At 39.4% G+C, this 20,881-nt stretch carries 20 protein-coding genes; 14 read left to right on the top strand and 6 right to left on the bottom strand.

All coding sequences use genetic code 11. The features are described 5' to 3' along the window. Positions 1-586: 586 nt before the first annotated feature. Genes ACVBD2_RS06050 through ACVBD2_RS06040 form a run of 3 tightly spaced genes read right to left on the bottom strand, consistent with a single transcriptional unit; the run spans position 587 to position 2,439 of the window. Positions 587-1,405: a TIGR03943 family putative permease subunit gene (locus tag ACVBD2_RS06050; protein ID WP_461685395.1), complete on the bottom strand. Its 819-nt coding sequence runs from the start codon at positions 1,403-1,405 to the stop codon at positions 587-589. Beyond that, a complete protein-coding gene (locus ACVBD2_RS06045; RefSeq protein ID WP_084976215.1) occupies positions 1,402-2,307 on the bottom strand; it encodes a permease in 906 nt (301 codons plus the stop codon). The genes ACVBD2_RS06050 and ACVBD2_RS06045 overlap by 4 nt, the downstream gene beginning before the upstream one ends. Continuing rightward, positions 2,308-2,439, bottom strand: a complete 132-nt coding sequence (locus ACVBD2_RS06040) for an SPJ_0845 family protein (protein ID WP_125415907.1) — start codon at positions 2,437-2,439, stop codon at positions 2,308-2,310. A gap of 130 nt (positions 2,440-2,569) precedes the next feature. On the opposite strand from ACVBD2_RS06040, the gene ACVBD2_RS06035 reads away from it, so the two are divergent. The 3 genes from ACVBD2_RS06035 to ACVBD2_RS06025 are packed head-to-tail and all read left to right on the top strand — an operon-like array spanning position 2,570 to position 5,467. Next, positions 2,570-4,699 carry a Tex family protein gene (locus tag ACVBD2_RS06035; protein WP_461685394.1) on the top strand — a complete coding sequence of 710 codons (2,130 nt, stop codon included), beginning with the start codon at positions 2,570-2,572 and terminating at the stop codon, positions 4,697-4,699. Then, positions 4,686-5,135, top strand: a complete 450-nt coding sequence (locus ACVBD2_RS06030; protein ID WP_461685393.1) for a SprT family protein — start codon at positions 4,686-4,688, stop codon at positions 5,133-5,135. The genes ACVBD2_RS06035 and ACVBD2_RS06030 overlap by 14 nt, the downstream gene beginning before the upstream one ends. 59 nt (positions 5,136-5,194) lie before the next feature. Further along, entirely contained in the window at positions 5,195-5,467 is a 273-nt protein-coding gene (locus ACVBD2_RS06025; RefSeq protein WP_084948680.1) for a PspC domain-containing protein, read from the top strand. A 104-nt stretch (positions 5,468-5,571) separates the two neighbouring features. On the opposite strand, the gene ACVBD2_RS06020 is transcribed toward ACVBD2_RS06025, so the two are convergent. Both ACVBD2_RS06020 and ACVBD2_RS06015 read right to left on the bottom strand, forming a co-directional pair. Beyond that, on the bottom strand, positions 5,572-6,222 hold the full coding sequence (locus ACVBD2_RS06020; protein ID WP_125453490.1) for an ABC transporter ATP-binding protein: 651 nt from the start codon (positions 6,220-6,222) through the stop codon (positions 5,572-5,574). Position 6,223: 1 nt separating this feature from the next. Then, positions 6,224-8,218 carry a DUF1430 domain-containing protein gene (locus tag ACVBD2_RS06015; RefSeq protein WP_461685392.1) on the bottom strand — a complete coding sequence of 665 codons (1,995 nt, stop codon included), beginning with the start codon at positions 8,216-8,218 and terminating at the stop codon, positions 6,224-6,226. Between the two features lie 443 nt (positions 8,219-8,661). Here ACVBD2_RS06015 and ACVBD2_RS06010 point away from each other — a divergent pair, with 443 nt between their 5' ends. Together ACVBD2_RS06010 and ACVBD2_RS06005 are read left to right on the top strand one after the other, a co-directional pair. Beyond that, positions 8,662-9,420, top strand: coding sequence for an ABC transporter ATP-binding protein (locus ACVBD2_RS06010; RefSeq protein WP_000173370.1), 759 nt, complete (start codon positions 8,662-8,664; stop codon positions 9,418-9,420). A gap of 1 nt (position 9,421) precedes the next feature. Next, complete coding sequence (locus ACVBD2_RS06005) at positions 9,422-11,410, top strand: FtsX-like permease family protein (RefSeq protein WP_461685391.1); 1,989 nt, start codon at positions 9,422-9,424, stop codon at positions 11,408-11,410. A gap of 39 nt (positions 11,411-11,449) precedes the next feature. On the opposite strand, the gene ACVBD2_RS06000 is transcribed toward ACVBD2_RS06005, so the two are convergent. After that, positions 11,450-12,145, bottom strand: coding sequence for a VIT1/CCC1 transporter family protein (locus tag ACVBD2_RS06000; RefSeq protein ID WP_461685390.1), 696 nt, complete (start codon positions 12,143-12,145; stop codon positions 11,450-11,452). Positions 12,146-12,379: 234 nt separating this feature from the next. Here ACVBD2_RS06000 and efeO point away from each other — a divergent pair, with 234 nt between their 5' ends. The 9 genes from efeO to ACVBD2_RS05955 all read left to right on the top strand — a co-directional run bounded on the left by efeO (position 12,380) and on the right by ACVBD2_RS05955 (position 20,873). Next, positions 12,380-13,252 carry an iron uptake system protein EfeO gene (efeO, locus tag ACVBD2_RS05995; protein WP_125426159.1) on the top strand — a complete coding sequence of 291 codons (873 nt, stop codon included), beginning with the start codon at positions 12,380-12,382 and terminating at the stop codon, positions 13,250-13,252. Between the two features lie 5 nt (positions 13,253-13,257). Next, entirely contained in the window at positions 13,258-14,472 is a 1,215-nt protein-coding gene (gene efeB, locus ACVBD2_RS05990) for an iron uptake transporter deferrochelatase/peroxidase subunit (protein WP_247944116.1), read from the top strand. Next, positions 14,447-16,135, top strand: a complete 1,689-nt coding sequence (locus ACVBD2_RS05985; RefSeq protein ID WP_461685389.1) for an FTR1 family iron permease — start codon at positions 14,447-14,449, stop codon at positions 16,133-16,135. The genes efeB and ACVBD2_RS05985 overlap by 26 nt, the downstream gene beginning before the upstream one ends. After that, a complete protein-coding gene (tatC, locus tag ACVBD2_RS05980) occupies positions 16,136-16,867 on the top strand; it encodes a twin-arginine translocase subunit TatC (RefSeq protein ID WP_461685388.1) in 732 nt (243 codons plus the stop codon). Beyond that, positions 16,851-17,021, top strand: a complete 171-nt coding sequence (locus ACVBD2_RS05975) for a twin-arginine translocase TatA/TatE family subunit (RefSeq protein WP_000512108.1) — start codon at positions 16,851-16,853, stop codon at positions 17,019-17,021. Before tatC ends, ACVBD2_RS05975 begins: the two co-directional genes overlap by 17 nt. Before the next feature lie 363 nt (positions 17,022-17,384). Continuing rightward, positions 17,385-18,092, top strand: a complete 708-nt coding sequence (locus ACVBD2_RS05970) for an IspD/TarI family cytidylyltransferase (RefSeq protein WP_461685387.1) — start codon at positions 17,385-17,387, stop codon at positions 18,090-18,092. Positions 18,093-18,096: 4 nt separating this feature from the next. Further along, entirely contained in the window at positions 18,097-19,119 is a 1,023-nt protein-coding gene (locus tag ACVBD2_RS05965; RefSeq protein ID WP_461685386.1) for a ribitol-5-phosphate dehydrogenase, read from the top strand. 16 nt (positions 19,120-19,135) lie between these two features. Continuing rightward, a complete protein-coding gene (locus tag ACVBD2_RS05960) occupies positions 19,136-19,993 on the top strand; it encodes a phosphotransferase (RefSeq protein WP_461685385.1) in 858 nt (285 codons plus the stop codon). A 1-nt stretch (position 19,994) separates the two neighbouring features. Then, positions 19,995-20,873, top strand: coding sequence for a DMT family transporter (locus tag ACVBD2_RS05955; RefSeq protein WP_461685384.1), 879 nt, complete (start codon positions 19,995-19,997; stop codon positions 20,871-20,873). Positions 20,874-20,881: the final 8 nt, after the last annotated feature.

Genomic DNA, 20,881 nt, shown 5'->3' with positions numbered 1-20,881 from the left:
AGTTTGACAGAAAAAATCCAGTTATGGTACTTAGTGCATTTATATTATGTCTTCATTTTACAGAAACCGAAAGTAAATAACTATTTTTAATATAAAATTTTGTCTTTTATCATATTTTTTTGAAAAAAGCTAGTAATTTGACTGAAAAAATTTGCAATTCTCCACAAGAAAATATATAATATAGTTGAGATGGAAAAACGTTTTTAAAAGGAGGTGCACATTATGTTCTTAGGATTCTACTTCCGTTTTTGGTTCAGCATTTGGTGGCGTTAATAGAGGTTAGAGGTTGTTAAATTAAACTCAAATAGCTTTATGCCAGTAAGAAACTGAAATATTCAGTTTAATATGAGTTTTATTTTTTCTAGTAAATCAACGTTTTCTATCACAACTCTATTGCAGTTAAGCTATGATATGTGATGATTGTCAACCCTATCTTGTTAACATTTTTATGGTCTCGAGAAATCTTATTTCTTGGGACTTTTTCTATTGTTTGAAAGGTTGTGTGTTGATTTTGATTTTGTTGAACTAGGAGAACAAAAAAGACAAGCTACTTTAAAAAGTAATTTGTCTGTTGTTGAGTCACTTTTTATTGAAACACACGATAAACGTAGGGATTTTCTGGTTTGTCTACTTTTGTGAAACTCTCAACTTCCAGTATTGGGAGTTTTTGTTTGAGTTCTTTATGGTAGTGGAGGGTCAGGGTTCCTCTAGCGGTGATCCAAGTATTGTCAGGATATTGGCGTGAGTTCCCCTTGGTCAAGAGTCCATATACACCAGAGTCTGCGATACAGTGGATAATCCCAAAGCGAAAGAGGAACTGGCTATCTGGATGGCTAGGATCGTTATAGACAAAGCCTGTAAACTCGATTTTCTTCCCTTCAAACTCTTGAGGATAGTCATAGAGAACTTCCATGACCTCCATATAGTTTTCGTCTGTAACCTGAATGGTTGGCTGGGATAGATATTTATCAGCTGTTGTCCTCATTTCCTTTTCATAAGCAGATTTGGAAAAATAGGTACTGGTATCGGGTTTGAGGTATTGACTGGATGTTCCTTCACTTGCCTGAATAGCTGTGTCAATTCCCTCATCAAGTGGGAAATGATAACCTTTGGCAGATACGGTTTTCGAGTCCAAACTTACTGTCGGAAAGGCAACTCCAATCAATAGGGGTAGTGACAGTAAAAGGATGCTGATTCGTCTAGCTCGACGACTTTCAATATGGCTGTGAGAGTTGATTTTCTTGATCCAGATATAGAATTGGACCAGAGCCAATAGAAGAGAAAGGAGCATGGAGATATAGACTAGATAGGAATAGTGGAGGTTGATGTAGTGACTGAGCTTGCCAGATAGGTGCAGATAAAGGGTCAGAGCAAAATAACCTAGTAGAATGATAAATCGGATCATAGCACCCCCCCCAACATGTAAGAATAAAGCAAGACAAGCACTGTCACGATGCCCATGAATTGCCAGATGAAGCGTGCTTTTAGATAGTGTTTCATCATGAGGAGATTTTTGATATCAAGCATGGGACCAATGACCAGAAAAGCAAGGACTGGCGCTAGGCCAAAGCTCGAGAGGAGAGAAGCTCCGATAAAGGCGTCCGCCTCGCTACAAAGTGAGAGGAGAAAGGCAAGAAACATGAGCAAGAGAATCGCAAGGACTGGATTAGCACTGATAGAGGTCAGGATCCGAGTTGGGACATAGACCTGTACGATAGCTGCAAAGAGACAACCAAAGACCAAGTAACGCCCCATATCGAAAAACTCGTCAATAGCTTGTATAAAGACCTGAAAGACTTTTCTAGCAGGAGTCAAGTGTGAAAAGTCATGTTCATGACAAGTAATAGAATTCTCTTTTTGAATGGGTTCCTTCCAGAAAAATCCTAGGAAAATCCCCAGAACCAAAGCAATCACAATAGCTCCCAGAGATCGCAAGAAGGTAATTTTTAAGGAATTACCAAAGGCAGAATAGGTAGCGAAAAGAACGATAGGATTGATGATGGGAGCAGTCACCAGAAAGGGAACGGCTGTGTAGCTAGGGACTTTCTTTTCCAGAAAACGATTGATAATCGGTACGATTCCACACTCACAAGAAGGAAAGAGAAAGCCAATGAAGGTACCAAAAAAGATTCTTCCCCAACGATTGCGAGGAAGAAACTCATAAACTTTATCAGGTGTGATATAGACCTCAATCACCCCCGAAATGAGACTCCCAATCAGAACAAAAGGAAGGGATTCGATGATGATAGAGAGAAAAATAGCTCCCGCTTGTAAGATGCTAGGAGGAAGAGATTGAAAAATCGTCATCTATTTTTTCTTCTCAACTTTTTCTTTTTTGTCTTTATTATCTGGGAAAGTGACTTGTGTTAAGTCAGGAAGTTTAGCAAATTCTTCAAACATCTTGTCCAAGTCATCCGTTTTTGTAAATTTAACAGCCATGGGCTTACCTCTTTTCTAAATTCTACCTCTATTATACTATTATTTTGTGGAAATGGGATTATTTTGATAATCAAAGAGGTAAAAATAGGTAAGGGGAAACAAGGGCTGTTCCTTATGGTATAATAGTTTTATGGATAAAAAATATGAAAAAATCTCCCAAGATTTGGGTGTAACCTTAAAGCAAATCGATACCGTTCTAGGTTTAACAGCAGAAGGGGCGACGATTCCCTTCATCGCGCGTTATCGTAAGGACATGACTGGTAGTTTGGATGAGGTGGCGATTAAGGCCATTATCGACTTGGATAAAAGTCTGACAAATCTCAATGACCGCAAGGAAGCTGTCTTGACTAAGATACAAGAACAAGGCAAACTAACCAAGGAATTGGAAGAAGCTATCCTGGCAGCTGAGAAATTAGCAGACGTTGAAGAACTCTATCTTCCTTATAAGGAAAAACGTCGGACCAAGGCAACCATTGCCCGTGAAGCAGGACTCTTTCCTCTTGCCCGCTTGATTTTGCAGAATGTAGCTGACTTAGAGAAAGAAGCTGAGAAGTTTGTCTGTGAAGGATTTGCCACAGGTCAAGAAGCCTTGGCTGGGGCAGTTGATATCTTGGTAGAAGCCCTATCTGAAGATGTCAATCTACGTGCTATGACTTATCAGGAAGTGTTGAGACACTCTAAAATCACTTCACAAGTCAAGGATGAAAGTCTCGATGAAAAACAAGTTTTTCAGATTTATTATGATTTCTCAGAGACAGTTGGCAACATGCAGGGCTATCGTACCTTGGCGCTCAACCGTGGGGAAAAATTAGGCATCTTGAAAGTTGGTTTTGAACACGCGACGGATCGTATCCTAGCTTTCTTTGCTGCTCGTTTCAAGGTGAAGAATGCCTATATTGATGAAGTGGTTCAGCAATCTGTTAAGAAAAAAGTCTTGCCTGCTATCGAGCGCCGTATTCGGACAGAATTGACTGAGAAAGCGGAAGAAGGGGCTATCCAACTCTTTTCTGACAATCTGCGCAATCTCCTCTTGGTTGCTCCGTTGAAAGGGCGCGTGGTTCTAGGATTTGACCCTGCCTTTCGTACAGGTGCCAAGCTGGCAGTCGTTGATACGACAGGAAAAATGCTGACGACCCAAGTCATCTATCCTGTCAAACCTGCATCAGCTCGTCAAATCGAAGAAGCCAAGAAAGATTTGGCAGATTTGATTGGACAGTATGGCGTAGAAATTATTGCTATCGGAAATGGAACGGCTAGCCGTGAGAGTGAAGCCTTTGTGGCAGAAGTTCTGAAAGATTTTCCTGAAGTCAGCTATGTTATCGTCAATGAAAGTGGTGCTTCTGTCTACTCTGCTAGCGACCTTGCTCGTCAGGAGTTTCCAGACTTGACCGTTGAAAAACGATCGGCTATCTCTATCGCCCGTCGTTTGCAAGATCCCCTTGCCGAATTGGTCAAAATCGATCCTAAGTCAATCGGTGTCGGTCAATACCAACACGATGTCAGCCAGAAGAAACTATCTGAGAGCCTGGACTTTGTCGTCGATACCGTGGTAAACCAAGTCGGTGTCAATGTTAACACAGCTAGCCCAGCTCTTCTTTCCCACGTAGCTGGACTCAATAAAACCATTTCTGAAAATATCGTCAAATACCGTGAGGAAGAAGGAAAAATCACTTCACGCGCTCAAATCAAGAAAGTTCCTCGTCTCGGTGCCAAAGCCTTTGAGCAGGCAGCTGGTTTCCTCCGTATTCCGGAAAGTAGCAATATCCTCGATAATACTGGAGTTCACCCAGAAAACTATGGTGCAGTCAAGGAGCTCTTCAAACGCTTGGATATCAAGGACTTAAATGAAGAAGCACAAAACAAGCTTAAGTCCCTTTCTGTCAAGGAAATGGCGCAAGAACTAGAACTTGGCCCAGAAACCCTTAAAGATATCATTGCTGACCTTCTCAAACCAGGTCGTGATTTCCGTGACTCTTTTGATGCTCCAGTTCTTCGTCAAGATGTCTTGGATATCAAAGACTTAAAAGTCGGCCAGAAGCTGGAAGGTGTGGTGCGTAATGTCGTTGACTTCGGTGCCTTCGTTGATATCGGGATTCACGAGGACGGCTTGATACATATTTCTCATATGAGTCGTAAATTTATCAAACATCCCAGCCAAGTGGTTTCAGTCGGAGATTTGGTAACAGTTTGGGTCAAGAAAATCGATACTGAACGTGAAAAAGTCAATCTGTCGCTCCTAGCTCCAGATGAATCTGACTGAGTACGTTAAGTCTGTTTCCCTAGAAGACTTTGGTAGACCTTTCACGCACCAATCCCAGTGGAATTCTCGTCTGCGAACGACAGGTGGCCGATTTTTCCCCAAGGATGGGCATTTGGACTTTAATCCCAAGGTTTATAATGAACTAGGTTTGGAAGTCTTTCGCAAAATCGTGCGCCATGAACTCTGTCACTATCACCTTTATTTTGAGAAAAAGGGTTATCGCCACAAGGACCGAGATTTTAAGGAACTTTTGAAAGAAGTTGATGGACTGCGCTATGTCCCGCCCTTGAAAACACAAACTCAAAGTGCCTACCTAGTCTATCAGTGCCAATCTTGCCAGCAAAGCTATCAACGCAAGAGAAGGATTGATACCAAGCGCTATCGATGTGGCATCTGCCGAGGTAAACTCGTCATCTTAAATCGGCCTAAGGACTGATGTTCTTGGTCTCGTTTTATGCTATACTACTTGTAAGAATACCGAAAGAGGAACAAATCATGAATACAAAATTTTATAAAATGAGACGAAATCGTATGGTGTCAGGAGTTTTAGCTGGCCTATCAGACAAGTGGAAACTTGATGTAACCCTAGTCCGCTTTCTCTTCGCCATTTTTACCATATCAAATTTTGGGATTGGCGTGATTATTTACATTATCCTCGCCTCTATCCTGCCAACTAAGGAAGAGATTGAAGCCGAAATGTACGGAACAGGCCCACGTAAACGCAAGGAAGCCCAAGCCATTGAAGACAATGATGGATGGTTTTGGTGATATTTAACAGGGAAAATTTATTATTTGCACTATGTTACTTAAAAGAAGTAGCATAAATGACTGAAAATCCCTTGTGGTTATTTAGCCACAAGGGATTTTGATATTTAAGTATATTCTTTTCCATCTTGAGAGAGATGAATTACCTGATCAGCCATTTTCCAAATACTAGGATTGTGAGTTGCGATGATAATTGTTCTATTAGCATTACGAAGTTCAAGGAGAATTTCCATAATTTCCTTGGAATTTTTTGGATCCAGCGAGGCGGTAGGCTCATCGGCTAAAATTAAAGGAGGATCTTTCAGGATAATCTTAGCAAGCGCTACGCGTTGAGCTTCACCACCAGATAATTCATAGATTTTTTGGTTGAGACTTAGATAATCTAGTCTGACAGCTTGTAGTGCTTGAAGAAGAAGTCTCTCTTTTTCTTGTTTCTTGCTCTGTTTTTTACCAATCAGTCCCAGCTCAAGGTTTTCTCGAATGGTCTGACTTTCTAATAGTCCGAAGTTCTGGAAGAGATAACCTAGCTCGTTACGATAGAATTCCTCATTTTTTAGTGAAGTCAAAGACTTTTCTTTGTAAACGATTTCTCCTTTGTCGAAAGTCTCTAGTTTTGCAAGCATATTGAGCAAAGTGGTTTTTCCACAACCACTGTCTCCTATCAAAGCATACACCATACCACTTTGAAAATTCAGATTCAAGTCTGAAAAAATAATACGAGAACCAAATTGTTTCCAAATATGTTGCAATTCAATCATGCTATCCTCCTTTGATAATACTAACATAGGTTTTGCTTTCCTTCTTATCAAAGATCTTCAATAGAAGAACGGCTAAACTTAAAAAGCTGAAAAATAGGATCAGGGTAATCCAGATATTCTTAGAAATAATGAAAGCTAGACCACTTCCGAGAAAGAGAGCTGCTATTTGAGAAGTGATATATCTATTGTGTAATTCAAAGAAATAATAGCCTGCTATTTTTTTCAAGAATATGGTTTTGCGAAAGGCTTCAAAATAGAGCAGATTTAAACTTGTAAACAGCAAAATTGAAGTCAAAATAGCAAACATAGAACTCGCTAAGTTACTAAAAATTTCGATTTTAATTTTTTGATTTAACTGGAGATAGGTTTCCCTAGCAGACGATAGCTTTGAGACCATATGATCAAGTTGATAGTGTTTCAAAAGTTCTTGTGTCTGGTGGAGGTCTGTAAAATAGAGATATTCTAGATTTGTAAACCAGAAGATGGAGGAAGCCTTGCCAAGTGCTTTAGGAGAAAGCACAAGAAAGATGGGATTTGATAACCATTGATCATAAGCAATATGGGCGGTATTATAGAGAAATACATCATTTTTTTGATTGGTATAAGCTATACTAACTTCGACAGTTTGATTAGACTTGCTACTGTATAATCGGTTGGTTAACTCTTGTTGCAAGGTTGATTTTATATCTTTTTCATTTTTTTGTAGTTCTTCTGGGAGTATGGCAAGGATCTGTCCATCTTTGAGGGTGTTGATTTTTTGAAAGGTTTCTGATGTTAACTCTATACCTTCTTTTTTGAAGTAGTCAGGTGTTACATAGAGAATATTTTTTCCTTCCACACCATAAGGGTTATCTTCAGTTTCATTATGATTTGAGGTAGCTTGCTTAAGAGCTTGCTCAACTAGATTATATTTAATAAGGAAAGCATTCTCATTATCTATAGCATGCTGAATAAAGTCAAACCATTTATCAGCATTTGTCTGCAGTTCATCTAAATTTTTCATCTGACTGGAACGCCCTGTTTGAAGAGTAACAACATTGGAGCGTTGTTCCCAAGTAGCTTGTCCAGCCTCATTTTTCTCAAGGATATGATAGTAAGTAGACATACGTCCAAATCCTACAATAACCAGTAGAATGGCAAGTACCTGACCAAAGTAGAGAATGCGTAGAATTGACTTGATTGGTAATTTTCCTTTGATGATAGAGAGGAGATGAACTTTTTTCAAAGAAATGGTAAAAAGAATGGCAATTAGGAGACTAAGTAAGAAAAGTAGGCTATTGTAAAGAATAAAAAGTATTCCTAAAAAAGTTTGAACCTCATAAGGATATCCTAGGGAAATGAGCAAGACTCTTGCTATCAGCAAAGCAGGTAGACCAAAAAGAAGGATATCAAGTCCGTCTTTTGCGAGAGAACGAAAGAAGAGATGGCTCAGTCGTTCTCCAGAAATCAATCGAATCCCTGACTGAGAGAGAGATTGAATTTGGCCAATAACAATCAAAGCTAAGAAAGTCAGCAAAAAGATTAACATACTGGTAAGCTGATTAGGTTGGGTAAACATGGCCAGTACGAAGGATACTCTATCATTTTCAAATGCATTCGCTTTTTCTAGTCCAAGTTCTTTCAGATGAGTAGCCAATTCTTGACTAGTTAGGGATCCGCTGATAATATTGTAGTTGTTGAGAAGATCGCTCTTGTGAATACTTTCTTGACTTGCTTGAGGCATCCAGTCTGGAAGTTTCCCATCTCCAAAAACTTCGTAGTAAGTTTGTGATTTTCCATCACTATCTACTTCCCAAATGGTTCTTGCGATAAGACTATTATGTTCTTTAGCAAGACTATTTAATTCTTCTTTAACGGTAGAATAATCTGCTTGCCCACTTAATACTGCTGCACCCGGGAACAGGATTTGTGGAAGAGAGTCCTTCCAAAAGGACAGAGTGGCAATGAGAAAGAAAGTTAAAAGAAGATTGCTGATGAAGAGAAAAACACGTTTCATAGGAACCTCTTTCTAAAAAGAGGGGCTGAACCTCCCTCCTTATAGCAGTGATACGAATGATAGTTTAGCACTTTAAAAAATAATTAGCAGAAAGCCAATTCTTTTAAAAGATGTTAAAGAAAGCCTTTTCATAATTTAATTTTACTATTATTTTAAGAATAAAACAAGCAATGGCAGGACTTCTTATAGTAGCTATTTTCAAAAAAATTCCTCAATCTTACAAAAATGTAAGATTAAAGTCTCTTTTGTAAGGTTAGGTTATGGCAGGCCGCCTTTTTTTACGATAAACTAGACTCATAAAGAACAAAGGAGCAACATCATGAAAAGAATCTTACAAAAGAAAACAAGAAAACCAAGTCAAAAAGACATCGAGCGTGTTCAACTGGGATGCGCTATGATGCAAGCACAGTTTCAATTGATGGGATATTAAGAAGGAGAAAATCATGACACTTTTAGATGTAAAACACGTTCAAAAAATCTACAAAACACGTTTCCAAGGCAACCAAGTAGAGGCCCTCAAAGACATTCACTTTACCGTAGAAAAGGGTGACTACGTTGCCATCATGGGAGAGTCTGGTTCAGGAAAGTCAACCCTGCTCAACATCCTGGCTATGCTGGATAAACCAACTCGCGGGCAGGTTTACCTAAACGGAACAGACACAGCAACCATTAAAAATTCACAAGCTTCGAGTTTCCGTCGTGAAAAATTAGGCTTTGTCTTCCAAGACTTTAACTTGCTAGATACCCTGTCTGTGAAGGACAATATCTTGCTTCCGCTAGTTTTATCACGCAAACCTATCACGGAGATGATGAAGAAATTGGTAGTAACCGCTGAAAATTTGGGTATCAACCAATTGCAAGAGAAGTACCCTTATGAAATCTCAGGAGGTCAAAAACAGCGGGTAGCAGTAGCACGCGCCATCATTACCGAGCCTGAAATTCTCCTTGCCGATGAGCCAACAGGGGCCCTTGACTCCAAGTCATCTGCAGCCTTACTTGATGTATTTGATGAAATCAATGAGCGAGGGCAAACCATTCTCATGGTAACCCACTCTACAGCTGCAGCCAGCAGGGCCAAGCGCGTTCTCTTTATCAAGGACGGAATTCTCTATAACCAAATCTACCGTGGAGAGAAAACAGAACGTCAGATGTTCCAAGAAATCTCTGATACCTTGACTGTTATGGCAAGTGAGGTGAATTAGTATGTTTCGATTGACCAATAAGTTAGCGGTTTCGAACTTAATTAAAAACCGCAAACTCTACTATCCCTTTGCTTTAGCTGTTCTCTTAGCTGTGACCATCACTTATCTCTTTTACTCATTGACACTTAACCCTAATATTGGCAAGATTCGAGGGGGAGAAACTATCTCTATGACCCTGGCTCTCGGTATGGTGGTTGTTACCATCGCTTCTGGAATTATTGTCCTTTATGCCAATAGTTTTGTCATGAAGAACCGTTCCAAAGAGCTGGGTATATATGGTATGCTGGGTCTTGAAAAGCGCCATTTGATCAGTATGGTTTTTAAGGAGCTTCTTATTTTTGGTTCCTTAACGCTGACAGCTGGTCTTGGCCTAGGAGCTCTCTTTGACAAGCTAATCTTTGCCCTTCTTCTGAAGTTGATGAAAATGAAGGTGGAGCTCGTTTCAACCTTCCAACCAATAGTCTTTATCCTAGTTCTTATCGTTTTTGGCGCTATTTTCCTAGGTTTGATTTTTATCAATGCCTTTCGCATCGCCCGCATGAATGCTCTTCAGCTCTCTCGTGAAAAAGTCAGTGGTGAGAAAAAAGGACGTTTCTTAGGTCTTCAAACCATTCTAGGTTTGATTAGTATGGGAGCTGGCTATTTCCTAGCAGTTACCGTTGAAAATCCACTTAATGCTGTGCTGATTTTCTTTGTAGCGGTCTTACTGGTAATCTTTGGTACCTACCTCTTGTTCAATGCAGGGATTACAGTATTCCTACAAATCTTGAAGAAAAACAAGCGTTACTATTACCAACCTAACAACATGATTTCTGTATCCAATCTCATTTTTCGTATGAAGAAAAATGCGGTTGGTCTGGCAACGATTGCTATTCTTTCAACCATGGTCTTGGTGACTATGTCTGCTGCAACGAGTATCTTTAAAGGCTCTGAAACTTTCAAGAAAGTCATGAATCCACATGATTTTGGAATTACAGGACAGAATGTTGAAAAAGAAGACATAAATAAACTCCTAGACCAGTATGCTAGTGATAAGGGATTGACTGTCACAAAGAAAGAAGTCCTTACATACAGTAGCTTTGGTGTAGCAAACCAAGAAGGTACGAAATTGACAATTTTTGAGAAAGGTCAAAATCGTGTTCAACCGAAAACTATTTTTATGGTCTTTGACCAAAAAGACTATGAGAATATGACGGGTCAGAAACTTGCACTTTCAGGAAAGGAAGTTGGATTGTTTACTAAAAACAAAGAACTTCAAGGACAGAAAGAACTGACTCTAAATGACCAGACCTATACAATAAAGGAAGAAATCAAAAAAGATTTTATTCTTGAACATGTCCCAAATCAGTACAATATTCTAACTTCGGACTATAACTATCTGGTTGTTCCTGACTTACAAGCCTTTCTTGACCAGTATCCTAATTCTTCCATCTTTAATCAATACTACGGTGGTATGAACGTAACGGCTAGCGAGGAAGAGCAACTCAAGCTTGCCAATGACTATTCAAAATTCCTTGATGATTTTAATAGAGAATTAAGCAAAGAAGGAAGCTATGTTTATGGAAGTAATCTGGCTGATAGTAGTGCGCAGATGAGTGCTCTCTTTGGCGGTGTCTTCTTCATCGGTATCTTCCTCTCTATCATCTTTATGGTGGGAACAGTCCTGGTTATTTACTACAAACAAATCTCTGAGGGCTATGAAGACCGTGAACGCTTTATCATTTTGCAAAAGGTTGGACTCGATCAAAAGCAAATCAAGCAAACCATTAATAAACAGGTCCTAACTGTTTTCTTCCTCCCATTGCTCTTTGCTTTCCTACACCTTGCCTTTGCCTATCATATGCTTAGCCTCATCCTAAAAGTCATTGGGGTACTAGATGCAACCATGATGTTGACTGTCACTTTGTCCATCTGTGGCATCTTCCTCATCGTCTACGTTTTGATCTTTATGATTACCTCAAGAAGCTATCGCAAGATTGTGCAAATGTAAAAAAGATACCTCGATGCTGGTCGAGGTATTTCTTTTATCTTAGATACTAAAGAGTTGTCCTAAGAGGAAGGTTACTCCCATGGTGAGAAGTCCGATACAGAGGTTACGGATCATAGCGGTTTTCGTAGGAGCTTTGCCTAGTTTGGCACTGGTATAGCCGGTGATGAGAAGGGAAAGGGCAACGATAAAAACAGTAGCAGGAATGCGATAGTCACTTGGAAAGACGATGATTGAAAGCATGGGAGGAAGACTTCCCAGTACAAAGGCGATAAAGCTAGAGATAGTAGCATGCCAAGGGTTGGTAAACTCTTCGTACTCTATTCCATATTTTTCTTCTACCAAGGCTTTGAGAGGATTTTTCAAAAAGGCCTTGTTGGTCAAGAGTTGGGCGGACGTTTCACACTCACCATTTTGAAGGTAGGCAGCATAGAGGGATTGTTTTGCAGATTCGATGTCCTTATCCAAGAGCAACTGTTCTCTGGCAACAGCGGCTTCTTCCGTGTCTTTCTGAGTGGATACAGAGACATATTCGCCACCGGCCATAGAAAAAGCACCAGCGAGGATAGCCGCCAATCCTGATAAAAAGATAATCCAGATATTGCTCGTCGCACTAGCAACACCGATAACGACTCCAGCGATGGAAATAATCCCGTCGTTGGCACCGAGAACACCCGCGCGCAGGATATTGAGTCGTCCTGCAAAGTTTGCATCAATTTCATGTTTTATTTCAGTCATAGTCATCTCCTTTCTCTCCATTATAGAGAAAAGAGTAGGGGAATACAAACTTTTTAAACTATCTGAAAAAAGTTCTACGATTCTAATTTTTAAGCCCTTTCTAATTTTGCCGAAAAATGCTACTTCAAATTCTCAAATATTAAATTTTCTGACAATTTATTGAAAAATGAGTGAATGCATGTTATAATGGAACGTAAAATAAATTCAGGCTTCCTGAACCAATAGGAGTAACTAATGAAAAAACTAGGTGTTGTCCTTTTATCTTCAGCCTTGCTATTGACAGCATGTGCAGTCCGTTTTGAAAAATCAACCGAGACAAATGATTCCTCTAAGGTGACAGCTTTATCAGATGACAAACAAAAACTACTTGATAAGGCAACCGCAGATTATAAGACTTTTGTTCAAGGACAAATTGACAAACTCTTAACGGATACAGAAGGATTTGTCCAGCTTTTAAAAGACGGAAAACTGGAGGAAGCCAAGAAAGCTTATCCACTTGTTCGTATGGCTTATGAACGTTCAGAACCAATCGCTGAGAGTTTTGGTGAGTCAGATGTTAAGATTGACTTTCGTCTAGCAGACTATGTGGATGAAAATAAGACCGAGGAAGGTTGGTCTGGTTTCCACCGTATCGAGCGTATCCTTTGGGAAGAAAACACAACTAAGGGGACCGAAAGTTATGGAGATCAGCTTGTCAATGATATCAAAGAGTTGAAGGCTAAGGTAGCGACTGTTGAAGTAGATCACAAGATTATGTTGACTGGAGCAGTTGACTTGCTCAATGAAGTGGCGACAAGCAAGATTACGGGTGAAGAGGAAATCTACTCTCATACAGATTTGTACGACTTCCGCGCTAATATCGAGGGAGCTGAAAAGATATTCCAACTCTTCAAACCTTTACTAGAAAAATCAGATGCTGACCTAGTTAAAGAATTAGAAGCTGATTTCAAATCTGTTAATAGCTTGTTGGACAAACATATGACAGACAAGGAGCACTACAAACTCTATACAGACTTAACAAAAGAAGACACCAAAGAATTGGCTGAAGCCGTGACGAAACTTGGTGAACCTCTATCACAAATGGGCAAATTTCTTGATGGAGAATAGGCAGTATGACTAAGAAAGACGAAAAGTTTTTTGAGAAAAAAATGGACCGTCGAGAATTTCTAAAAAAAGCGGGTATTGGAGGTGCTGGTCTAGCACTTGGTCTCTCTGGTGCCTCCGCTTTTTTAGCGCCTAAGCTAGACAAACAGGAAAAAATCTCGTACGGTAATGAAAAAATTGACTTTTATGGGAAACACCAAGCGGGTATCACGACCCCTATGCAGAAGAATATCTATTTTGTTGTCCTAGATTTGCATACGATAGATAAAGATAAGATTATCCAGCTTTTTAAGGATTGGACAGATTATAGTAGCAAGTTGGTAGAAGGAGAATTGGTCAAAAAAGATGGTCAGAATGCTCTCTTGCCACCTAGTGACACTGGAGAAACCGTGGGGCTAAATCCTCATCGTTTAACGCTGACTTTTGGTGTGTCTGCTAGTTTCCTAAAAAAGATGAAATTAGAGCAAAAACGTCCTCAACTTTTTAAGGATTTACCTCCCTTCCCAAAAGAGCAACTACGTGAAAAATATACTGGGGGAGATATTGTTATCCAAGCCTGTGCAGATGACGAGCAAGTTGCTTTTCATGCTATTCGCAACCTTATCCGTAAAGGGAGAAATGCGGTGATTCTCCGTTGGAGCCAATCTGGATTTGCTGCTATTGGAGATCGTCTTGAGACACCACGTAACCTTTTTGGTTTCAAGGATGGAACTGCTAATGTAACCAAAGAGAAGGATTTTGATCGTGTTGTCTGGGCTGACAGCAAGGATTGGATGGAAAATGGCTCCTATATGGCCGTTCGTCGCATCCAGATGTTTCTCGATACCTGGGATCGAACCAATCTTGAAGAGCAAGAAAATACCTTTGGTCGCTACAAAGAAAGTGGCGCTCCCTTTGGTAAGAAGAATGAGTTTGATGAAGTGGATTTGAGTCTTTTACCAGATGATTCGCATGTTCGTTTAGCCAAAGAGGTAGATAAGCCACTCTTACGACGATCCTATTCATACTCAGATGGTATTGATGAAAAGACTGGACAATTTGACACAGGCTTACTCTTTATCTCTTTCCAAAAGGATCCTGATCATTTTGTCAAGGTTCAAACCAACCTCGGAGCTACAGACAAGATGAATGAGTATGTAACCCACATTGGTAGCGGTCTTTTTGCCTGCTTTGGTGGAGTAGAGAAAGGAGGCTATATTGGTCAGAAATTATTGGAAGACTAGTATTTGTTTTTTGACTTTGTTTTTTCTCTTGTTAGCTATTTCTCCTGTTAGTGCTAAGGAAAGTCTGAGTTCCTATTTTGTAAAGATTACCGATGCCTCTCAGGCTGTAAAAAATGGAAATCAGGAAGAAGCCAAGGCCCTAGTTAGAGAAATGGCGACGGATTTTGAAAAAGTAGAACATGCTGATTCGGATACTGGAAAGGTTGTCAAGGAGAAACTTGCTCTGTCAGGGGAGATTAGTGAAGAAAATCTGACACAGATCTCCTCTGCCCTTCTAGCTTTTGAAAAAGAGCAAAATCCAGTAGATCTTGATGCTGAAAAGGAAAAGCTTGTCAGTCGCTTAAGACCACGTTTTGAGACTTTGGATAAGGCAATTTCTTCCAAAAACATAGAGCAAGTCCGAGAAGCCTATAAAAAGATGAATTCAACTTGGACACTCAATGAAAGTGTCGTCCGCGACAACAGTACAACTCATTACGGTCAAGTAGAAACTGCTATCTCTTTCTTACGCAGTAGTATTGAAATGGAGCCGACAGATTATGATGCTATCCAGTCTTCTTTTAATGACTTAAAAACTGCCATTGATAATTTCGTAGCTGGCAAAGAAGTGGCGACAAGTTCCTCCAATCTAAGTCTCAAAGATGGCATTGAGCTTCTCAAAAAAGCCTTGGAAGAATTTAAAGCTGGAAACCCAACGGCAGGGACGGCTACCATGAAAGAGTTTATTACTATATGGCCAACTGTTGAAGGTTCTGTTAGTACGACCAATCCTTCCCTCTACACCCGAGTCGAAAGCGAAAGTCCTGTAATCATGGTCAAGGGAAGTGAGAAGGAATATCAAGAAAAATTAGAAAAACTGATTGCAGATTTATCTCAAATTGACACTAGTGCTACCTACAATGCTTTTGATGCCATGCTTATTCTCCTACGGGAAGGAGTAGAGGCTCTTTTAATCGTCATGGCCTTGGTCACAACACTAAAAGCAGCCAAGATGCGCAAAGGACTCAAGTGGGTATATGGTGGGGCCCTAACAGGTATCGCTGCGAGTCTAGTGATTGCATTTATATTACAAATTGCCTTTCCTGCTGTGACATCAGGTGCCAATCGCGAAATTATCGAAGGTGCTGTTGGTATTTTCGCAGTAGTGATGATGATTGTTATCGGTATTTGGCTTCATAGTAAATCCTCGGTCAAAAAATGGAATGACTTTATGGATTCACAGATAAAAACTGTGACCAAGACAGGTTCATTCATTTCTATGTTTGCTCTTAGTTTTCTAGCTGTTTTCCGTGAAGGGGCAGAGACCATTCTATTTTACGTAGGGATGTTACCGAGAATATCTAGTTTTGACTTTATTCTAGGTATTTCTCTAGCTTTGTTCGTCTTGCTAGTTATCGCATTTCTGATGAACAAGGCGAGTCAATTTTTCCTACCTCATAAGGTCTTCTTTATCCTGACATGGATGATTTATGCTCTGGCTTTCAAGATGCTTGGAGTTAGTGTGCATGCTCTGCAGCTGACAAATATGGCACCAAATCACCTGCTATCAAGTTTCCCAACTATCGACCTATTGGGCATCTATCCAAGTTGGGAAGGTTTAGGAAGTCAGCTAGTCTTCTTGATAATTGTTTTGGCTGTCACATTGAGACAGGGTGAAAAGTAGATGGATACAAAAGAATTGACAATCGTTGAACATCTGGTAGAATTTAGAAAGAGGTTCATTGCTGTTATAGTCTGTTTTTCTATAGTTTTCTGCGGAGCTTTATTGTTTGCTGATCAGCTTTATTGCTACCTGACTCAGTCCTTTAATCAAAAGTTGATTGTATTAGGTCCAAATGACATTCTGTGGATTTATTTGCGCTTAGCGAGCCTAATGTCCTTTACCATTACGCTACCTTTTACAGTTTATCAGATTTGGAGTTTTATCAAACCGGGGTTGAAAATAGAAGAAGCAAGAGCAATCTTTGTCTATATTCCAGCTAGTTTTATTAGCTTCATACTTGGTCTGGCATTTGGATTCTACTTTGTGACACCAGCCTTACTTCAAGTTCTTTTAGGACTTGGGGAAGGATTATTTGAAACTCAATTAACAGCGCAGAACTACTTAGACTTTGTTTTTCAAACAACTATCCCTTTGGCGTTCATCTTTGAATTGCCAGTCATCATCGCTTTTTTAACGACGATTGGCTTGATTGGACCAGGGCTCTTAGTTACCTATAGACGTTATGCCTACTTTATTTTATTGGTACTCGCTGTTATTTTGACACCAGCTGATTTTATTAGCGATCTAGCCATGACAATTCCTTTAATCTTGCTCTATGAGCTTAGTATTGCAATTAGCAAGAGGATAATAAAGAAAAAAATGAAAGGAGAAAAGAATGGGAATCTTACGTGATATCGGTGCTCCAGGATTGATTATCATCGTTCTAGGTGCACTCTTAATCTTTGGACCAAAACGTTTACCAGAACTGGGTGAATCAATTGGTAAAATGCTGTCTGAGTTTAAAAAGGCAGTTAAAGGAGCTGGTGACCAAGATCAGGAAAAGTAATCTATTCCATAATCATAGATAAAAGCAAGAAAGTTAGGAGCTGTAGCTGTGTAGACAAATTTGAACAGTTTCCTAGCTTATTTTTGTATTCTTAAAAGTAATTTTAAGTTTTCTTTAAGATTCGTATTATATTCTAAAAAACTCTATATTAACCGAACGTTAAACGGATAATTTAGAGAATAACTTAATTCTATTTTTTAATTTGTTATGATCATTCCAGATTTAGCTTAGTATTGTTCACCTTTGGGGCGAAATAGTGAGTTAATTCAACTAAATGACTCTCTATCTTTTCTTCATGATAAGGGCAGATTGTGATATAATAGATGATAATGAGTTTTTTAGAATAAATAAAGGAGAAAATATATGATCTATGCAGGAATCCTAGCCGGAGGAACTGGCACACGCATGGGAATCAGTAATTTACCGAAACAATTTTTAGAGTTGGGTGATCGTCCCATTTTAATCCACACAATCGAAAAATTTGTCTTGGAGCCAAGCATTGAAAAAATTGTAGTTGGAGTTCATGGAGATTGGGTATCACACGCTGAGGACTTAGTTAACAAGTACCTCTCTCTCCATAAGGATCGTATCATCATTACCAAGGGTGGTGCTGATCGTAATAGCAGTATCGAGAAGATTATAGAAGCCATTGATGCCTACCGTCCAATTACTCCAGAAGATATCGTGATTACCCACGACTCTGTTCGTCCATTTATTACACTTCGAATGATTCAGGACAATATCAAACTCGCCCAAAATCATGATGCAGTTGATACAGTAGTAGAAGCAGTTGATACCATTGTTGAAAGCACTAATGGCCGATTTATCACAGATATTCCAAACCGTGCTCACCTCTATCAAGGTCAGACACCTCAAACCTTCCGCTGCAAGGATTTCATGGATTTGTATGGCTCCCTATCTGACCAAGAAAAGGAAATCCTGACAGATGCATGTAAGATTTTTGTTATCAAAGGAAAAGATGTTGCTCTAGCTAAAGGGGAATATTCAAACCTTAAAATCACAACTGTGACAGACTTGAAAATCGCAAAAAGCATGATTGAGAAAGACTAAGGCTATGATTAATCAAATTTATCAACTGACCAAACCAAAGTTTATCAATGTAAAATACCAAGAAGAGGACATTGATCAGGAGAATCATATCCTGATTCGTCCAAATTATATGGCGGTTTGTCATGCGGATCAACGTTACTATCAAGGGAAACGTGATCCAAAGATATTGGCTAGAAAACTTCCTATGGCCATGATTCACGAGTCTTGTGGAACTGTTATTTCAGATCCGACTGGGACTTATGAAGTCGGTCAAAAGGTAGTTATGATTCCCAATCAACCGCCTATGCAGAGTGACAAGGAGTTCTACGAGAACTACATGACAGGAACCTACTTCCTATCTAGTGGCTATGATGGCTTTATGAGAGAGTTTGTTTCTCTTCCGAAAGATCGTGTTGTGTCTTATAATGACATCGAAGACACAGTTGCTGCCATTACCGAGTTTGTGAGTGTGGGTATGCATGCTATGAATCGCTTCTTAAATCTTGCCCACAGCAAACGAGAGCGTATCGCTGTTATCGGAGATGGTAGTTTGGCCTTTGTGGTTGCTAATATTATCAATTACACTCTACCAGAAGCAGAGATTATCGTGATTGGTCGTCATTGGGAAAAATTGGAGCTCTTCTCTTTTGCAAAAGAGTGCTACATCACGGATAATATTCCCGAGGATCTGACCTTTGATCATGGATTTGAATGTTGTGGTGGCGATGGAACAGGACCAGCTATCAATGATTTGATTCGTTACATTCGCCCTCAGGGAACGATTCTCATGATGGGAGTGAGCGAGTACAAGGTCGATATCAATACACGAGATGCTTTAGAAAAAGGTTTATTATTGGTTGGTTCATCACGATCAGGACGGATTGATTTTGAAAATGCAATTCAAATGATGGAAGTCAAAAAGTTTGCGAATCGTCTGAAAAATATCCTTTATATCGAAGAACCGGTGAGAGAAATCAAGGACATTCACCGTGTCTTTGCTACAGACCTAAATACTGCTTTTAAAACAGTATTTAAGTGGGAAGTGTAGGAGATGGAGGTTAATTGTGGAGAAACTAATCAAAGAAAAAATTTCTTCTTTGCTATCTGATGAAGAGGAAGTCCTTAGTGTTGAACAGCTAGGAGGCATGACCAATCAGAATTATTTGGTTAAAACAACTTCTAAACCCTATATTGTTAAGTTCTTCGGAAAAGGAACCGAAAAGCTCATCAATCGTCAAGATGAAAAATACAATCTTGAATTGTTGAAAGATTTGAATCTTGATGTCAAGAATTATCTTTTTGATATTGAGTCAGGAATCAAGGTAAATGAGTACATCGAATCAGCAGTAACTCTTGATTCAACATCAATCAAGACCAAATTTGAAAAGATTGCCCCGATTCTACAGACCATTCATGGATCTGGTAAAGAGCTAAGAGGAGAGTTTGCTCCGTTTGAAGAAATCAAAAAATACGAATCCTTGATTGAGGGGAATATCCCTTACGCCAACTATGAAGCCGTGAGAAAAGAAGTATTTTCACTCGAAAAGAGATTGGCTGATTTGGGTGTTGACAGAAAGTCTTGTCATATCGATTTGGTTCCAGAAAACTTTATCGAGTCACCTCAAGGTCGCTTGTATTTGATTGACTGGGAATACTCTTCCATGAATGACCCAATGTGGGATTTGGCAGCTCTTTTCTTAGAGTCTGAATTTACAAAGCAAGAGGAAGATGATTTCCTTTCCTACTATGAAAGTGACAAAACGCCTGTATCACGTGAGAAAATTCGTATCTATAAAATCTTGCAAGATACTATCTGGAGTTTGTGGACAGTGTACAAAGAAGCTCAAGGGGCTGATTTTGGAGATTACGGTGTCAATCGTTACCAAAGAGCTGTCGAAGGTTTGACTTATTATGGAGGTTAGGATGAAGAATAAAAATGGTGTTTCCTTTGGTCTGCTCTCTGGTATCTTCTGGGGATTAGGTCTAACAATTAGTGCTTATATCTTTTCAATTTTTACAAATCTTTCACCTTTTGTGGTGGCTGCTGCTCATGATTTCTTGAGTATCTTTATCTTGTTAGCTTTTCTTTTGGTAAAAGAAAGAAAAGTTCGTCTTTCGATTTTCTTAAATATTCGAAATGTAAGTGTAATTATCGGAGCTTTACTAGCAGGACCAATAGGTATGCAGGCCAATCTTTATGCGGTTAAATATATCGGTAGTTCACTAGCTTCATCTGTATCAGCTATTTACCCAGCAGTTTCAGTTTTTCTAGCCTTCTTCATTTTGAAACACAGGGTTTCAAAGAATACAGTATTCGGTGTTTTCTTGATTATTGCAGCGATCATTGCTCAAACCTACAAGGTTGAACAAGTTAATTCGTTTTACATTGGGATTCTTTGTGCCCTTATCTGTGCCATTGCCTGGGGGAGTGAAAGTGTTCTCAGCTCCTATGCTATGGAAAGTGATTTAAGTGAAATTGAAGCCTTGTTAATCCGACAAGTAACCTCATTCTTGTCATACCTTGTCATTGTCCTCTTTTCTCATCATTCATTTGCAGAAGTAGCAGATGGACAATTGCTGGGTTTGATGTTAGTCTTTGCAGCATGTAATATGATTTCTTATTTGGCTTATTACATTGCAATCAATCGGCTACAACCAGCAAAAGCAACTGGTTTGAACGTAAGCTATGTCGTTTGGACAGTATTGTTCTCAGCAATGCTTTTAGGTACACCACTCGATATGGTGACCATTATTACATCGCTTGTTGTCATGGCTGGTGTTTATATTATTATTAAAGAATAAAGGAGAAT

This window comes from Streptococcus sp. KHUD_018 (assembly GCF_054861215.1).
Note: the sequence above shows the minus strand (reverse complement) of the source record. Positions and strands in the feature narration are given on the sequence as shown.

Excerpts from the sequence above, each read along its gene's own strand:
- ACVBD2_RS06005 (WP_461685391.1), top strand. The coding sequence starts at position 9,422 with ATGTTTCGATTGACCAATAAGTTAGCGGTTTCGAACTTAATTAAAAAC.
- ACVBD2_RS06010 (WP_000173370.1), top strand. The coding sequence starts at position 8,662 with ATGACACTTTTAGATGTAAAACACGTTCAAAAAATCTACAAAACACGT.
- tatC (WP_461685388.1), top strand. The coding sequence starts at position 16,136 with ATGGATACAAAAGAATTGACAATCGTTGAACATCTGGTAGAATTTAGA.
- efeO (WP_125426159.1), top strand. The coding sequence starts at position 12,380 with ATGAAAAAACTAGGTGTTGTCCTTTTATCTTCAGCCTTGCTATTGACA.
- ACVBD2_RS05975 (WP_000512108.1), top strand. The coding sequence starts at position 16,851 with ATGGGAATCTTACGTGATATCGGTGCTCCAGGATTGATTATCATCGTT.
- efeB (WP_247944116.1), top strand. The coding sequence starts at position 13,258 with ATGACTAAGAAAGACGAAAAGTTTTTTGAGAAAAAAATGGACCGTCGA.
- ACVBD2_RS06020 (WP_125453490.1), bottom strand. The coding sequence starts at position 6,222 with ATGATTGAATTGCAACATATTTGGAAACAATTTGGTTCTCGTATTATT.
- ACVBD2_RS06035 (WP_461685394.1), top strand. The coding sequence starts at position 2,570 with ATGGATAAAAAATATGAAAAAATCTCCCAAGATTTGGGTGTAACCTTA.
- ACVBD2_RS06050 (WP_461685395.1), bottom strand. The coding sequence starts at position 1,405 with ATGATCCGATTTATCATTCTACTAGGTTATTTTGCTCTGACCCTTTAT.
- ACVBD2_RS05955 (WP_461685384.1), top strand. The coding sequence starts at position 19,995 with ATGAAGAATAAAAATGGTGTTTCCTTTGGTCTGCTCTCTGGTATCTTC.
- ACVBD2_RS05970 (WP_461685387.1), top strand. The coding sequence starts at position 17,385 with ATGATCTATGCAGGAATCCTAGCCGGAGGAACTGGCACACGCATGGGA.
- ACVBD2_RS06040 (WP_125415907.1), bottom strand. The coding sequence starts at position 2,439 with ATGGCTGTTAAATTTACAAAAACGGATGACTTGGACAAGATGTTTGAA.
- ACVBD2_RS06025 (WP_084948680.1), top strand. The coding sequence starts at position 5,195 with ATGAATACAAAATTTTATAAAATGAGACGAAATCGTATGGTGTCAGGA.
- ACVBD2_RS06045 (WP_084976215.1), bottom strand. The coding sequence starts at position 2,307 with ATGACGATTTTTCAATCTCTTCCTCCTAGCATCTTACAAGCGGGAGCT.
- ACVBD2_RS05965 (WP_461685386.1), top strand. The coding sequence starts at position 18,097 with ATGATTAATCAAATTTATCAACTGACCAAACCAAAGTTTATCAATGTA.
- ACVBD2_RS06030 (WP_461685393.1), top strand. The coding sequence starts at position 4,686 with ATGAATCTGACTGAGTACGTTAAGTCTGTTTCCCTAGAAGACTTTGGT.
- ACVBD2_RS06015 (WP_461685392.1), bottom strand. The coding sequence starts at position 8,218 with ATGAAACGTGTTTTTCTCTTCATCAGCAATCTTCTTTTAACTTTCTTT.
- ACVBD2_RS06000 (WP_461685390.1), bottom strand. The coding sequence starts at position 12,145 with ATGACTGAAATAAAACATGAAATTGATGCAAACTTTGCAGGACGACTC.